The following is a 14,060-nucleotide window of genomic DNA, read 5'->3' on the forward strand; positions in this document are numbered from 1 at the left end:
GCCGGGAATGCCCGGGCCCTCGCCATAGCCCTGTGTGCAGTCGTCGTGATGGCAGCCGGATGCGCCCAGACAGGGCAGGGCTCCGCCGCGGTGCGCGTCCTCACCCATCGCGATTTTCACCTGCCCGCCGACGCGCTCGAAGCCTTCACCGAAGAGACGGGCATCGAGGTGGTGGTGTTCCGCGAAGACACGCCCGACGACGTCATCGACCTGCTTGAACGCAGCCGATCCCATCCGGTCGCCGACGTGGTGGTCGGCGTCGACACACTCGACCTTCAGCACGTCATCGACAGCGGCCTCACCCAGCCCTACGTGCCGCTCGCGCCCGGTCCGCTAGTCGAAGACCTGGCCGTGGGCGACCATGCGATGACGCCGATCAGCTACATCGACGCCTGCCTCAACTACCTGCCGTCGTTCTACGTGGTGCCCGAACGGCGTATCGACGAACTGCCCGACGCCGAGCTGTTGCCGCCGCCGGTACCGGCCGGTCTGGCCGCCCTCTGGGACCCGGCTCATGCAAACACCGCCGTAATCCCCGACGCCGCCGCCAGCAGGATGGGCGTGTACTTGCTGGTCGCGCTCGAACGGCTGCATCCCGAACGCGATGACGACGAAGCGACGCCCTGGCCCCAGGTACTCGACCAGATGCTGAGGTGGGGCGTCGAGTTGGCCCCCAGCTGGGAGATCGCCACCTTCGAGCGCTTCGCCGGCGGTGAGCCACCCCCAGAGCGGCCGATCAGCCAAGACGATCCCGATCCGGTGACGCTGCAGTCGCTGCGCGGACGCCTGCCGATGACCTGGGGCACCACCGGTCTGCCATCGGTGTATGCCCAGTACCAGCCGGGACTGCCTCCCGCGCTCGACATAGCGGTCGTCACCGACGACTGCGTCCGCGTCGGGTTCTATGCAGGGGTGGTGGCGGGAGCGCAGAACGCATCGCTCGGAGGTCGACTCATAGACGCCATGGGTGAGCCCCTGTTCCAGTTCGGCATCAGCGATCGCTTCGGTTCCAGACCAGCCCGCAGCGACATCGTCAGCACGCCCGAGTGGAGCGAGTTCGGCGTCACCGTGCACCCCTACCGGCCCGACCCGGCCTACGTGGGCGCCAACTGGGAACAATGGCAGCTCACCTGGAGCCAAGTAGTCCGCAACTTCGAGACCGGCCCTCCGCCCCCCGAGCCCGAAGTCACCGTCACGCTCCCCTAGCGCCTAGCGGCCGACCAGCGTCGGGTCGTACAGCACGGCGCGGCCGAGGCCGTCGCGGCCGACGAGGGTGCATGTGTAGACGCCTTTGGCGCGCAGCACGTTGGTGGCTGCATCGTCGATGCGATCCAGGCTCAATCGTCCCTCGGCAACTGCAGTGTCGATCTCAGAGAACGCTGCGGCGGCATCCTCCAGGCCGCCGACCAGTGCAAGATCGGCCCCTGCGCTCACTGCCAGCAGTGCCGCCTCGCTCACCGACCAGTGGCTGCGGATGGCTCCCATGATCAGCGAGTCGGTCACGACCAGTCCCGAGTGGCCGAGCTCGTTGCGCAGCACGCCGTCGATCGCTGCAGGCGACAGCGACGCCGGCATTCCCCCGGTCAAGCCGGGGACGTTCAGATGCCCGACCATGACCGCCGCGTCGGTGGCCCCGACCACGGCCGCGAAGGGGATCAGGTCGCGCTGGCGCAGTTCGTCGATGGGCGCCGTGGAGGCGAGTTGGTCGTGGGTGTCGGCTGTGGCCGCGCCGTGGCCCGGGAAGTGCTTCACCACCGGCACGACTCCCCCGGCGCTGAGACCCTCGACGGTTGCCAGGCCGTACTCGGTGACGGTGGCCGGGTCATTGCCGAATGACCGATCGCCGATGCCCTCACCCGCACCGACATCGATGACCGGCGCGAAGTTCATGGTGAAACCGAGTCGGTACATCTTGCGGGCGTGATCAGCGGCTTGGTCGGCGACCTCAGCGGGCGACTTGGCCGTCTGGGCTGCCGCCGAGGGCAACCGCCCCACCACCGCAGCGAGCCGCTGCACCCGGCCGCCTTCCTCGTCGACCGCGAAGATCAACGGGATGCGGCCCGCAAAATCCTGCAATTCGGCGATCCGGCGCCAGACATGCTCGGTCACGGGCCCCTGCACCAAAATGCCGGCGATCCGGCGGTCACGTGCCTCCTCCACAGCGAAGCCCAAAGAGCGCTCGCCCAGGGCTGTCATGATCGTCTGGCCGATCCGCACCGCCAGCGTCAGCTCGCTGGTGCACCACCGATCGACGTCGTTCCACCACGCACCTGAGAGCAGCTGACGAACGGCCACTCCCGACAGCCAGCCCAGGGGACGCTCCTCGCCGGTGAAGACCGTCGGCCCAGGATCACCGACAGCCACCTCCGAATTGTCGGCGAGCCGCAGCCAGACGCCGAGTGCTCCTGGTGCGCCGAGGCGGGCGCCGACCACTTGGGTGGTCAATTGAGGCAGCTCGCCCACGATCGGCAGGATCGATGTGCCCACTGGCTCGATGGTGCCGTCGGCGCCGATCACCCAATAGCCGACGCCGCCCGGACCGCGCAGCACCGCCACGATCCGGGGTACGGAAGGCGCTCCCTCACCTCCCCCAGACTCCCCGTCGGGCGCGACAGTGACCAGCGGCGGGGTTTCCGACTCGCCCGACGACTGGGCGGCCGCGCGCGGCAGCACCGCAAACCAGCCGACCGCAGTCAGCAGCGCCATCGCGGCCGAGACGATGCGCTTGATTCGTGATCGCCCATGCCGGAGCGGCGCGCTCGGCGGCGGCTCATGCGAGCAGCCGAAATCGGGCGTCAACCCGTTCCCAGGCGTTGTTCCAGCTCCTCAGCAGACAGCAGTTGGTGCGTGAGCTGGATGCTGCTGCCACCAGCAGGGTCGATCTCGATGGGCGCGGTGAAGTTCACATCGCGGATGAGGCAGAAGGTCTCGTCGACCGCCGGGCAGTAGAACACCACGGCAGTGGCCGTCAGAACCACTGTGCCGCTGTCTGCGCCGACGGTGCCAGTCAGCCGTACCGGCATTTCAGGACCCCGAGCCTCGTAGCGGGCCGTGTCGCGCGGACTCAGCAGATCGCCCTCGGCAGACCATTCGAACTCGAACAGTCCGTCGGTGTTGAATTTGTAGCCCTCGGGCACCTTGAGGTCCAGGACGATCTCGACATTGTCAGGGGCGACGCGCTGGGGCAGCAGCACGACATTGTCGTCGATCACGCCGGCCATCGTCACCGTGGCGATCTCGAGATTCGACAGCGCCAGGGTGGTCAGCTCGCCGGTGGCGATATCGAGCGTACGGATGCGGTGATTGTTCGTATCGGCCACATAGAGCGTGTCGGTCGTCGCACTGAGCCCACTCGGCTCGGCCAGCAGGGCGTCGGTGCCGAAGCCGTCCTGCAGTCCCGGCGTACCGCCGCCGGCAAGCACCGATGACGTCTGCGTGTCGAGGTCGAGCACCTTGATCCGGTGGTTGTAGGTGTCGGCGACGTACAGCAGTCCGTCGCCTTGGGAGCCCGGCACGAACTCGATGCCGATGGCGTGCTGCAGCAGCGTGTCCTCGAAGCTGCCCACCTCGTCGCCCCACACGAACAGGTGCTTGCCCACCAGCGTGTCGAGCTGACCGCCGAGGCCGAGCGAGACCTGCCGCACCGCGCTGGCTTCGGGATCGGTGAAGTAGAGCACGCCGTGCCCGGCCGCCAGCCCGGAGGGCTGCGAAAGCGTGGCGGCGAGGCGAGGACCGTCATCGAGGCCCTCAGCGCCGGTTCCTGCGAAGACGTCGATGACCCCGCTCGCGATGTTCATCAGCCAGAGCTGATGGCGGCCGGCTCCCGCGATGTACAGCACATCTCCTTCGAGGTGCAGGTCCCACGGCGAGGCGATTTTGGTCTGTGCGGCCGGTCCAGCCCGGAAGACCACCACCGGTTCGCCGGTCCCGGCGATGGTGCTCACCTCGCGGGCGCGCAGGTCGGCTGCGCGGATCAGGTGATTCTCACGGTCGGCGATGTACAAGGTGTCGCCGTCACTCGACAGGGCCATGCCCTGCGGGCGCCGGAACGACGCCTCGGCGAACCCGCCGTCGGTTCGGCCTTCGGCGCCCGTGCCGATCACCTCGACGAGTTCGCCGGCGAGTGTTGCGACGAGCACGCGGTGACGGCCGGTGTCGGCGATGAACAGCCGACCGCCTGCCTCGTCGGCCAGCACCTTGCCGGGGAAGCTCAGCACCGTGGGCAGCGCCGGCTCGATCTCAAGGAGCTCGCCGAGCGGTGTCGGATCGATGAGACCGTTCTGGGTGTATTCATCGGCCATGACCCCGATCGCGGGTTCCAGCCGTTCGTACACGCCCTCTCCGGCGATGGGGCCCAGCACCCGGCCCAGCGGATCGATGGCAACGACGGTCGGCCAGGCGTTGATGCCGTACGCCCGGCGCAGCAGTTCTTGGTCGTCGTTCACGATCGGGTGTCGGCGGCCGTACCGGATCGATGCCTCCCGCACAGCTTCTGACTCACGCTCGCTGGGGAACTTGGCCCAGTGCACCGCGATCACCACCACCTCGTCGGGATACTCCTGCTCCAGCCGGTGAAGATCCGGGATGATATGGATGCAGTTGATGCAGCCTTGGGTCCAGAAATCGAGCAGCACGATCTTGCCGCGCAGGTCACCGCTCATCGACAGCGGCCGGCTGACGTTGAACCAGTCATAGCCAGCCGGGAATTCCGGTGCCGCGACGCTGCCTTCGAAGGTCAGCTCGACCGGCTCGGCCTCCCTCGTGGCTGTGTCGCCGGTGGCGTCAGTCGAGGTGTCGTCGGCGGGAGCAGTGGCGTCCCTCTGGGGCGTCGGCTGCGATGTGCCAGCTTCGGTAGCGGCGGTGCCGCTCGGTTCGGCTGCCGGTTCGTCGGTCTCGACGGCGGCGCAGCCAGCCAGCACCAGCACGACCGCACAGACGCCAGCAGCCAGCCGGGCGAGCCGGCCTCTCGATCGCCGGCCGGCGCCCGCGCACCCGCACCGAGTGCGGCGCCTGCGAGCGACGCCCCGCTCGGCGCCCGGCATCTTGATTAGGCCTTGCGCGCGGTGCGGCGCGAATCCACTACGCCTGTGTCGAACCCAGCGAGGTGCAGGCCACCGTGGAATCGGGCGTGCTCGATCTTGAGGCAGCGATCCATCACGACATCAAGGCCTGCATCGTGGGCGAGCTTGGCGGCCTCAGGACTCCACAGCCCAAGTTGCACCCAGAAGGCCTGCGCCCCGATGTTGATCGCTTCCGAAGCCACGCCAGGCAGATCGGCAGGCCGCCGGAACACGTCCACCAGATCGGGCACCACCGGCAGATCGGCGAGGCTCGGGTAGCAGGGCTGGCCCAGGATCTCGTCGACGACCGGGTTCACGAAATACACATCGAAGTCAGTGCTTGAGCTGAGCAGGTACGTCGCCACAAAGTTCGACGGCCGCGCCGGGTTGGCGGAAACACCCACCATCGCCACCGTTTCGGTGCGCTGGATGAGCTCCAACCGCTCGGCGGCACCGGGCTCGGTCCAGCCATCGACCGGTTCATGGGCAATCGTCATGCGGGCACCGCCTTCGCGAGGGCTTGGTCGAGATCCCAGATGATGTCGTCGAGGTCCTCGAGGCCGACCGAGAGCCGGATCATGTCGGCACTCACGCCGCCGGCTGCGAGTGCTTCGTCCGACAGCTGCTGATGGGTGGTCGACGCGGGATGGATGACCAGCGTGCGGGCATCGCCGACGTTGGCCAGGTGGCTGATCATCTGCAGCGCCTCAATGAAATCCGAACCCGCCTGACGGCCGCTTTTCACGCCGAAGGTGAAGATGGCACCAGGCCCCCCAGGCATGTACCGACGAGCAAGCTCGCGGTACGGCGACGATTCCAGACCGGCGTAGCTGATCCAGCTCACCGCGCGATGCGCCTCGAGGTGCTCGGCAACTGCTTGGGCGTTCGCGACATGCTCGTCCATGCGCTGGGGCAGCGTTTCGAGCCCCTGCAGCAGCAGGAACGCGTTCATCGGCGACATGGCGGCCCCGATATCGCGCAGCTGCTCCACTCGGAGCTTGGTGCAGAAGGCGTACTCGCCGAAGTTCTCCCAGAAGCGCAGATCGTTGTAGCTGGCAACGGGCTCGGTCATGTTCGGAAAGCGCCCGCTGCCCCAGTCGAAGCGGCCCGACTCGCTCACCACCCCGCCAATGGAGTTGCCATGCCCGCCGATGAACTTGGTGGCCGAGTGGATCACGATGTCGGCCCCGTGTTCCATGGGCCGGCAGAGGTACGGCGTGGCGAACGTGGCGTCAACCACCAAGGGCAGCCCGTGAGCGTGCGCCACCTCAGCGATGCCGGCCAAGTCGGGAATGGAGCCCGAGGGGTTGCCGACGATTTCGGTGTAACAGAACTTGGTGCGCTCATCGATTGCGGCTGCGTACGCGTCCACGCTGTCGCCGTCGACAAATCGGGCCTCTACGCCGAAGCGGCCCAGCGTCACATCGAACATGGTGTGGGTGCCGCCGTACAGCGCGGTCGAGGTGACCAGGTTGTCGCCGGCGCTGCAGAGTGCGGCCGCAGTGAGGAATTCAGCGGCCATGCCCGAGGCCGCCGCGACCGCGCCGATGGCTCCTTCGAGGCTCGCCACTCGCTCCTCGAAGGCGTTGACGGTGGGGTTCGAGATCCGGGTGTAGATCGTGCCGTACTTCTGCAACGCGAACAGGTCGGCAGCGTCTGCAGTGTCCTCGAACACGAAGCTTGTGGATTGGTAGACCGGGACTGCGCGTGCGCCAGTGGTCGGATCGGGCCGACCGCCTGCATGCAGCGCCCGAGTGCGGAACCCGAACTGGTGATCGCTCATCTACCGCAGCCTACGACGGGCGCCCTGCGGGCCAAGGTCGGCCGCTGCAGAAACTGCAGGAAGCTTCTTAGCCGGCCCGGCTCTCGACGTACCGCCGAGCACGTTCGAGGGCCTCCGCCGGGTCCACACCGGCGACGCCGGCCATCCAGCAGGCGATCGGTGCCGCAATCCGCTCGGAGTCGTGCGCGGCCACCCCTGCCAGATTCAGCAACGCCTCATTGACAGCCTCATCGGGCGCAGGCGCGCCGATCACTGCGGCAAAGCCCGCCAACCACTCCTGCGCCGTCGTGCCCGGCGGCCCGGATCCCGTCTCGTCGCTCATCGCCACAGCGTACGTTTGGCCGGTCGCATCGCCGCGGGCAATGCAGGCTCGTCCACCTTCATTGGATCGCTACGGTGCGAACCCGGTAGGCGCCGCGAGAGGCCGAGCCGAGAGGACACCCATGAGCGACGACGAGGGAATTTTTGGGCCGGAGCTGTTCGAGTTCCTCGAGGAACTCGGGGCGAACAACAACCGGGAGTGGTTCAACGAGAACCGTGAGCGCTACGAGGAGGAAGTGCGCGAGCCTGCATTCGACTTCATCCGTGCCATGGGCGCATTGCTGGGCGAGATCTCACCGCACATGACCGCACGCGACACGAAGGTCGGAGGCTCGCTGATGCGCGTCTTCCGCGATACGCGCTTCTCCGCCGACAAGACGCCTTACAAGACCAACGTGGGCATCCAGTTCCGCCATGTCCGGGGCGGCGATGTGCATGCTCCGGGCTATTACGTTCACCTGTCCACCGAGAGCTGCTTCTTCGGTGCCGGCAGCTGGATGCCGGATCGAGACGCGCTGGCGGCCTACCGGGTTGCCATCGACGAGCGATCTGCGGCGTGGATCGGGGCCCGGGATACCTGCCAGACCGACGGCTGGCGCATGGAAGGCGAGCGGCTCAAGCGCTCGCCCCGTGATTGGTCGGCGGACCACCCGATGATCGAGGATCTCAAACGCAAGAGCTTCATCGCGGTGCGCGACTTCGACCACGGCGTGGCCCTCAAGCCGGAGTTCCCGTCTGTGGTCACAGCATGGTGCAACGAGACCCGCCCGCTCATGGCATTCCTCTGCGGGGCCGTGGGGCTGAATTTCTGAGCGGACCACGGCTTCGCCGTTCGGCTCAGCCTCTGAGCGGGATGATTTCCGGCGGCAGATACGACTCCACCGGGGGCGGTTCGCCGTCATACCGTTCGACCTCGACGAGACACGTGTGCGCCGACGGCCCCTGCGCCAGGCGGCTGGTGCCTGCGTCGGCGGTCAGCGTGTTGGGATTGCCGGCACGGCAGGTGCCATCGGATGCGGGGTCGTACCACGCGCCGGTCGAGAGCTGAACCGCTTCGGGCATGACGGCATCGTCGACAACAGCGCCTGCCAGGCACGCGCCCCGGTCGTTGTAGAGCCGCACCACGTCGCCGTCAGCGATGCCGCGGGACGCAGCAGTCGCCGGGTGCATGCGCACCGGCTCGCGGCCCGCCACCTTGGTTGCCTGGCTGGGAGCGGCATGGTCGTACTGGCTGTGCAGGCGGGCCCGAGGCTGGTTCGACACCAAGTGCAATGGCCAACGATCGCTCCCCGCGCCGCCCAGCCGCTCGAAGGGCTCCATCCAGGCCGGATGCGGCGGGCAGTCGTCGTAGCCGTAGCCGGCGATCGTCTCGCTCCACAGCTCGATCCGCCCGCTCGGCGTGCGCAGCGGCTTGCCCTCGGGATCGGCGCGGAACGCATCGAGATAGACCTGCGTGGGCTCCCCCATCAGCGCCTTGCCGGGGGCCATCGCGTAACCCTCGGCGCGGAACTCTTCATAGGTCGGCGCCTGCGGATCAGCAGCACGGTGTATCTCGTAGATGACCTCTATCCACTCGTCGGCGGTGCGTCCCTCGGTGAACTGCTCCCCGAAGCCGAGGCGCTCGGCCAGTCGAGCGAAGATCCAGTAGTCGTCGCGCGACTCCCCCACCGGTTCTGCCACCGCGGCCATGGCGATCAACATCGTCTCGGCGCCGCCGATGTCATTGCGTTCGAGCGGCGTCGTTGCCGGCAGCACGATGTCGGCCCTCCGGGCAACCGGCGACCAGAACGGTTCCTGCACCACGATGGTCTCGGGCCGCTGCCACGCCCGCATCAATCGGTTCAGGTCCTGGTGGTGATGGAAGGGGTTGCCGCCCGACCAGTACACGAGCCGGATGTCGGGGAAGCGGCCCTTGCGGCCATCGAAGTCGTACGGCTCAAGCGGCCGTTCCAGCATCTCGGTGATGCGCGAGACGGCGATGGTGGGAGGCCCCGGCTGGCGCATCGGCACCGGCAGGCCCGGTATGCGCGCCCTCGTCTGCCCCGCACCAGTATTGCCCTGGGTGCCGAAGCTGAAGGCGTATCCCCCGCCGGGCAGCCCGACCTGGCCGAGCACACACGCCAGGGCCAGCGCCATCCAGTACGGCTGCTCGCCATGGTGGGCCCGCTGGGTGGACAGAGAGAGGTTGACGAGCGTGCGCTTGGCGGCCATCTCGTGCGCCAGCGAGACGATGTCATCGGCGTCGATGCCGGTCACCTCTGCCGCCCACTGTGCCGATTTGGGGGTGTCGTAGTCGACAGCGCTGGCCCACGGCGTGGGGCCGCGCCAGTCGCCACAGGCCGCGGCGAGGCCCTCGCCGAGAATGTGAGCGCGCAGCCGGTCCCAGCCCTCGCAGTGGCTTGCCAGGAAGTCCTCGTCAGCGAGCCCATCGGTGACGAGCGTGTGAATGATTCCCGCCATGAGCGCAACGTCGGTGCCAGGCCGGATAGGGAGCCAGCGAGCATCTGCGGATTTGTCGAAATCGTCACGCAGAGGTCCGACGTTGACGAACTGCGCCCCTGCTCTGCTCGCACGGGCGACCCAGTCGTTGTGATGGTGCGGCCCCTGACCGCCGTAGGTCACGTGACTGTTGCTGGCACGCATACCGCCGAAGCACACGAACAGGTCCGTGTGCTCGCAGATCACCGACCACGAGGTTTGCCGTGCCAGCCCGGCGTGATAGCTCGTGCCGACCATGTAAGGGAAGACCGCCTCGGCAGCGGCCGAGGAGTACGTGCCCTTCTGGTCGGTGCAACCGCCGAAGAAGCGCATGAAGCGGTGCTGCTGGCTCGATGCCAGACCGAATCGCCCTGCGGAACCCCACCCGTAGGAACCGCCGAAGATCGACGAATTGCCATGGTCGTCGCGTACCCGGGTCAGCTCGGCGGCCACGAGGTCGAGTGCCGTGTCCCAGTCGACCTCGACGAACGGATCGTTACCGCGCAGGTGAGTGGCCGCGCCGGGCCCGTCGGCCAGCCAGGACTGCCGCACGGCAGGCCGCATCACCCGGTTCTCCGCGAAGTGGCGCAGCGACTCCCCCAGGTGGGACGGCTCGGGGTCAGTGGGATGGCCGCGCACGGCCACCACTTCGCCGTCGCGCGAGTCGACCAGGAACGACCCGAAGTGCGTCCCCATGGCCGTCGTACGCACGTCGGGCGCCGTCGCGCCGTCCGGCGCGCTCATGGGGCCGAGACCGAGACGTCGGAGGTGGCGGGCTCGGCCGCTTCCACGGGCCCCGTTGTGTCAACTGCCCGCCGCTGCCATGCCTGCATCGTCAGTTCGAGGCTCTCGATGCGCTCGGGCAGACCGAAGGTGGTGGTGTGCACCATTAGCTCGGCAGCACCGGTCTCGGCAGCGAGCTGCTCCAACCCGGCAACCGCATCGTCGGGATCGCCGACCACGGAGTTGCCGGGCATGGCGGCCGCGCGCTCCCATTCGGGATGAGCCTGAGCCTCCGCGGGCGAGTACAGCGGCCAGAAGCGGCCGGTGCGGATGCCCCAGCGTCGCAGCCGTCCCGGTGCCGACAGATGGCGGGCTCGCTGCGCGTCTTCAGCCACCACCGTCGCCACGCTCACGATGATGTACGGCTCGTCGAGCACGGCCGACGGTTCGAATCGCTGCCGGTACTGCTCGACGGCTTGGGCCGTTCCGCCGCCGCCGAAGTGATTCGCGAAGGCGAACGGCAATCCGAGGTACCCGGCGAGCTGCGCCGAATAGCCGCTCGAACCCAGCAACACCACCTGGGGCATGGTCTCAGCGGCCGGCGTGGCGGCGAAGTCGGACCACGGGCCGTCAGTAGTACGCACATCGCCGAGATAGCCCATCAGGTCGATGAGATTGGACGGGAAGTCATCAACCTGCCACGGGTCAGCCACGGCCCCGTGCGCGGGCGAGCCGCCCGAGCGCACGGCGGCCGCGCTGAGCCTGTCACTGCCCGGAGCCCGGCCGATGCCGAGGTCGATGCGGCCCGGATGCAGTGCCTCGAGCATGGCGAACTGCTCAGCAATGACCGCCGGGCTGTGATTGGGCAGCATCACCCCGCCCGAGCCGAGCTTGATCTGGGCGGTCTGCGCGGCCAGGTGCGCGATCAGCACAGCCGGAGACGTGCTCGCCACCGTGTCCATGTTGTGATGCTCTGCTACCCAGAACCGCCGGTACCCCAGCCGGTCTGCAGCCCGAGCCAGTTCAGCGGTCTCTGCCAGCGCCTGCGCACTGGTCGCCCCGTGCGACACCGTCGCCAGATCCAGCACCCCCAGCGGCAGGGGCTCCGCAGCACTCACGGCGTCAGGCTAAAGAGCCGTGCAGGCGGGTGCGCCCGCTGAGTCGAGGTGTCAGCCCAGCGCGCCGGCTGCGGCGGCTTCTGCGATCTCGTCATCGCTGAGGCCCAGTTCGCCGCTGAGCACGTCGTAGGTGTGCTGTCCGATCATGGGCGCCGCAAACCTCGGTCCATGGTCGTACCCGGCGATCTTGTACTGGTGGCCCGAATAGGGCACTTTCCCCATCCGGGGATGCTCCAGCCACCGATGGAAGCCGCGGTGCGCATACTGCGGGTCGGCGAGCAGGTCGCTGCTGCGCTGCACCATGCCTGCTGCGATCCCGGCATCAAGGAGTTGCCGTTCCAGCGAGGCTGCATCCTGATCGGCGGTCCACGCCGCGATCTCGTCGTCGATCGCATCGTGGGCTGCGAGGCGCCCTTCCACCGTCGACAGCTCGGGCGCTAGGGCCCACTGCGGAGCATCCATGAGCTTCACCAGCGTCGCCCATTGCTCATCGTCGGCGATGGTGATCGCGCACCACCGGTCCTCCCCCGCACACGGGTACACCCCCTGCGGGGCCATCTCGGGGTCGCGGTTGCCCATGCGGGTGGCCACGGTGCCGCTCTCGCCGTAGTCCGCCAGCTCGGGAGCCAGGAACTGCAATCCGCACTCGAGCTGCGCTGCTTCGATGACGCAGCCCTCGCCGGTTCGGCGACGGCGATCCAGCGCCGCCAGCAGTGTGGTGGTGATGATCCGCGGGGAGATGGTGTCGGTGTAGGCGAGGTAGGGGCCGTCGGGCGGCAGATCGGGCCAGCCCACGACCGGGTAGAAGCCCGCTATGGCGGCCGCGTGATAGCCGAATCCGCCGAGCGCCGACATCGGTCCGCCGCTGGCCAGCAGTGATGTGTGCACCACGATTGCCTTCGGGTTCAGCTCGGCGATCAGTTCATCGCTGGCGATGGTGCGCGCAAAGGTGCCCGGTGTCCAGGCTTCCACCACCACATCTGCCCACGCGATCATCCGACGGGCGATGTCGACGCCAGCAGCCGTCTTGAGATCGATGTCAATGCTCAGCTTCGACGTGTTGAACGTGCCGAAGAAGTGGGCCATATCGATATCGATGACGTCGTCTTTGAACGGCGGGTTGGCGCGCAGGCCGTCGAGTCGCGAGCTGGATTCGATCCGCACCACGGTCGCGCCGTGATCGGCGAGCGCCTTCGCCGTGATGGGCCCCACGCCGATCCAGCTGAAGTCCGCTACGCGCAGGCCGGCGAAAGGCAGATCGGCATCACCCACGCTCCACGCTGTCGGTTGAGCGGGCGCCTCGGCCGGCGGCACGGGATTGGCGCTGACCTCAGCGAGTTGCCACCTGATATCTGCGCCGTGCTCGTCGAGGCGTGGCGGCTGCCGCTTCGTGCCGACACGGACACCGTCGATGGTCGCAGGGCCGCCGGGAAGCTCGACTCCCGCCGCATCGCCCTCTTGCATTGACCGCCAAAAGTCGCGCACGCGCAGGTGCTCGAACTGGACAAGGTCGGCCACGGTGTGGACTGGCGCAATCGTCTCCTTCAGCACCATCGAACGCTGCAGGAGTGCGCCGTTCGTGTGCCGTTCGCACAGCCCCACCATCGCCTGGTACAGCTCGTCGAACGTCCGGCTGATCGGTTCGCCGGCTGCGGCACGCAGGTCGTAGGTGTCCCACTCCTCGGCTCGCCAGCTCTCGTCTGCGAGGCCTTCTTCGATGTACCAGTCGAGCAGCCGACCCGTCGCCACGCCCCGGGCGACACCGATCGCCCAGCCGTCCTGGGTGCGGTAGCGCATCTCGAGCGGCACGGCCAACTGCGCGACCGTGCCCGAGCGCTTGAAGTCGCGCCCGCAGATCGCGTGGGTCTCCATGGCATTGAGGAGCGTCCAGGTCATCGCCGCCTGAGCTGACACGCCGACGTGCTGTGCCGAGCCGGTGACGCGCATGCGGGCGTGGGCCATGAGCCCTGCCGCAGCGGCTTCCGCTCCCGCATGGCGCCACGCCTGAGCGATCGATGCCTTCACGGGCGCCCGCTCGAAGATGCCCTGCATGTTTGCCGGCCCACCGAGCGCCGCCAGCGACAGCTCCGAGGCCGGATCACCGCTGCGAGGCCCGTCGAGGCCGAACGGCGTGACCTGTACGTGAACGATGCTCTCGTTCAGTGCTGCGAGGTCGTCGTGGGCGTATCCGGCTGCAGCCAACGCCCCTGGCACACCCGACTCGTAGACAAAATCGCCGAGCTTGACCAGGGCCTCGAACACCTGCCGGTCGTCGGTGTCATCCAGATCCAGCACGATGGAGCGCTTGTTGGAGTTGTACGCGCAGAATTGCCAACTGCGCAGGTCGCCCGTCGGTCCCTGCTGCGGCCTCGGCGGCAGCGCCGCACGACCCGGAGTGCCGCCGGGCGGTTCCACCTTGATCACGTCTGCACCGAGCTCGCCCAGCATCCACGGCCCGAACTCGCCGCGGTGATCAGTGAGATCCAGAACGGTCATGCCCGCAAGCGGCGCAGATGCCGTGTGCTGGGTGGCTTCGGATGCCTTCATGTGGTGCCTGAACTCACGCTCGTGATGTGT

Annotated in this window: 10 protein-coding genes; 2 read left to right on the forward strand and 8 right to left on the reverse strand. The window is 67.9% G+C overall.

The genetic code is table 11. The features are described 5' to 3' along the window. Positions 1 to 48 precede the first annotated feature (48 nt). Positions 49 to 1,206: a hypothetical protein gene (locus tag ACOGI8_RS09460; RefSeq protein ID WP_419853552.1), complete on the forward strand. Its 1,158-nt coding sequence runs from the start codon at positions 49 to 51 to the stop codon at positions 1,204 to 1,206. A 3-nt stretch (positions 1,207 to 1,209) separates the two neighbouring features. Here the strand turns inward: ACOGI8_RS09460 and ACOGI8_RS09465 are convergent, their stop codons facing one another. The 5 genes from ACOGI8_RS09465 to ACOGI8_RS09485 form a co-directional block, all read right to left on the reverse strand. Next, a complete protein-coding gene (locus tag ACOGI8_RS09465; RefSeq protein WP_419853553.1) occupies positions 1,210 to 2,706 on the reverse strand; it encodes a glycoside hydrolase family 3 protein in 1,497 nt (498 codons plus the stop codon). Between the two features lie 89 nt (positions 2,707 to 2,795). Beyond that, complete coding sequence (locus ACOGI8_RS09470; protein WP_419853554.1) at positions 2,796 to 4,925, reverse strand: thioredoxin-like domain-containing protein; 2,130 nt, start codon at positions 4,923 to 4,925, stop codon at positions 2,796 to 2,798. A 122-nt stretch (positions 4,926 to 5,047) separates the two neighbouring features. Next, the gene (locus tag ACOGI8_RS09475; protein WP_419853555.1) at positions 5,048 to 5,557 is read right to left on the reverse strand and encodes a CoA-binding protein; all 510 of its coding nucleotides are present in this window, start codon (positions 5,555 to 5,557) and stop codon (positions 5,048 to 5,050) included. Continuing rightward, positions 5,554 to 6,843, reverse strand: a complete 1,290-nt coding sequence (locus ACOGI8_RS09480; RefSeq protein ID WP_419853556.1) for an O-acetylhomoserine aminocarboxypropyltransferase/cysteine synthase family protein — start codon at positions 6,841 to 6,843, stop codon at positions 5,554 to 5,556. The genes ACOGI8_RS09475 and ACOGI8_RS09480 overlap by 4 nt, the downstream gene beginning before the upstream one ends. Positions 6,844 to 6,910: 67 nt before the next feature. Further along, positions 6,911 to 7,165, reverse strand: a complete 255-nt coding sequence (locus ACOGI8_RS09485; RefSeq protein WP_419853557.1) for a DUF6457 domain-containing protein — start codon at positions 7,163 to 7,165, stop codon at positions 6,911 to 6,913. A 121-nt stretch (positions 7,166 to 7,286) separates the two neighbouring features. On the opposite strand from ACOGI8_RS09485, the gene ACOGI8_RS09490 reads away from it, so the two are divergent. Beyond that, entirely contained in the window at positions 7,287 to 7,976 is a 690-nt protein-coding gene (locus ACOGI8_RS09490) for a TIGR02453 family protein (protein WP_419853558.1), read from the forward strand. A 25-nt stretch (positions 7,977 to 8,001) separates the two neighbouring features. Here the strand turns inward: ACOGI8_RS09490 and ACOGI8_RS09495 are convergent, their stop codons facing one another. The 3 genes from ACOGI8_RS09495 to ACOGI8_RS09505 are packed head-to-tail and all read right to left on the reverse strand — an operon-like array spanning position 8,002 to position 14,030. Then, positions 8,002 to 10,386, reverse strand: coding sequence for a molybdopterin-dependent oxidoreductase (locus ACOGI8_RS09495; RefSeq protein WP_419853559.1), 2,385 nt, complete (start codon positions 10,384 to 10,386; stop codon positions 8,002 to 8,004). After that, on the reverse strand, positions 10,383 to 11,483 hold the full coding sequence (locus ACOGI8_RS09500) for an LLM class flavin-dependent oxidoreductase (RefSeq protein WP_419853560.1): 1,101 nt from the start codon (positions 11,481 to 11,483) through the stop codon (positions 10,383 to 10,385). Before ACOGI8_RS09500 ends, ACOGI8_RS09495 begins: the two co-directional genes overlap by 4 nt. A 51-nt stretch (positions 11,484 to 11,534) precedes the next feature. Further along, the gene (locus tag ACOGI8_RS09505) at positions 11,535 to 14,030 is read right to left on the reverse strand and encodes a CoA transferase (protein WP_419853561.1); all 2,496 of its coding nucleotides are present in this window, start codon (positions 14,028 to 14,030) and stop codon (positions 11,535 to 11,537) included. Positions 14,031 to 14,060 lie beyond the last annotated feature (30 nt).

Source organism: Candidatus Poriferisodalis sp. (assembly GCF_965204195.1).
GTDB lineage: Bacteria > Actinomycetota > Acidimicrobiia > Acidimicrobiales > Poriferisodalaceae > Poriferisodalis.

Coding starts and splice junctions, on each gene's coding strand:
- ACOGI8_RS09460 (WP_419853552.1), top strand. CDS start 49: ATGGCAGCCGGATGCGCCCAGACAGGGCAGGGCTCCGCCGCGGTGCGC.
- ACOGI8_RS09465 (WP_419853553.1), bottom strand. CDS start 2,706: ATGGCGCTGCTGACTGCGGTCGGCTGGTTTGCGGTGCTGCCGCGCGCG.
- ACOGI8_RS09475 (WP_419853555.1), bottom strand. CDS start 5,557: ATGACGATTGCCCATGAACCGGTCGATGGCTGGACCGAGCCCGGTGCC.
- ACOGI8_RS09480 (WP_419853556.1), bottom strand. CDS start 6,843: ATGAGCGATCACCAGTTCGGGTTCCGCACTCGGGCGCTGCATGCAGGC.
- ACOGI8_RS09485 (WP_419853557.1), bottom strand. CDS start 7,165: ATGAGCGACGAGACGGGATCCGGGCCGCCGGGCACGACGGCGCAGGAG.
- ACOGI8_RS09490 (WP_419853558.1), top strand. CDS start 7,287: ATGAGCGACGACGAGGGAATTTTTGGGCCGGAGCTGTTCGAGTTCCTC.
- ACOGI8_RS09495 (WP_419853559.1), bottom strand. CDS start 10,386: ATGAGCGCGCCGGACGGCGCGACGGCGCCCGACGTGCGTACGACGGCC.
- ACOGI8_RS09505 (WP_419853561.1), bottom strand. CDS start 14,030: ATGAAGGCATCCGAAGCCACCCAGCACACGGCATCTGCGCCGCTTGCG.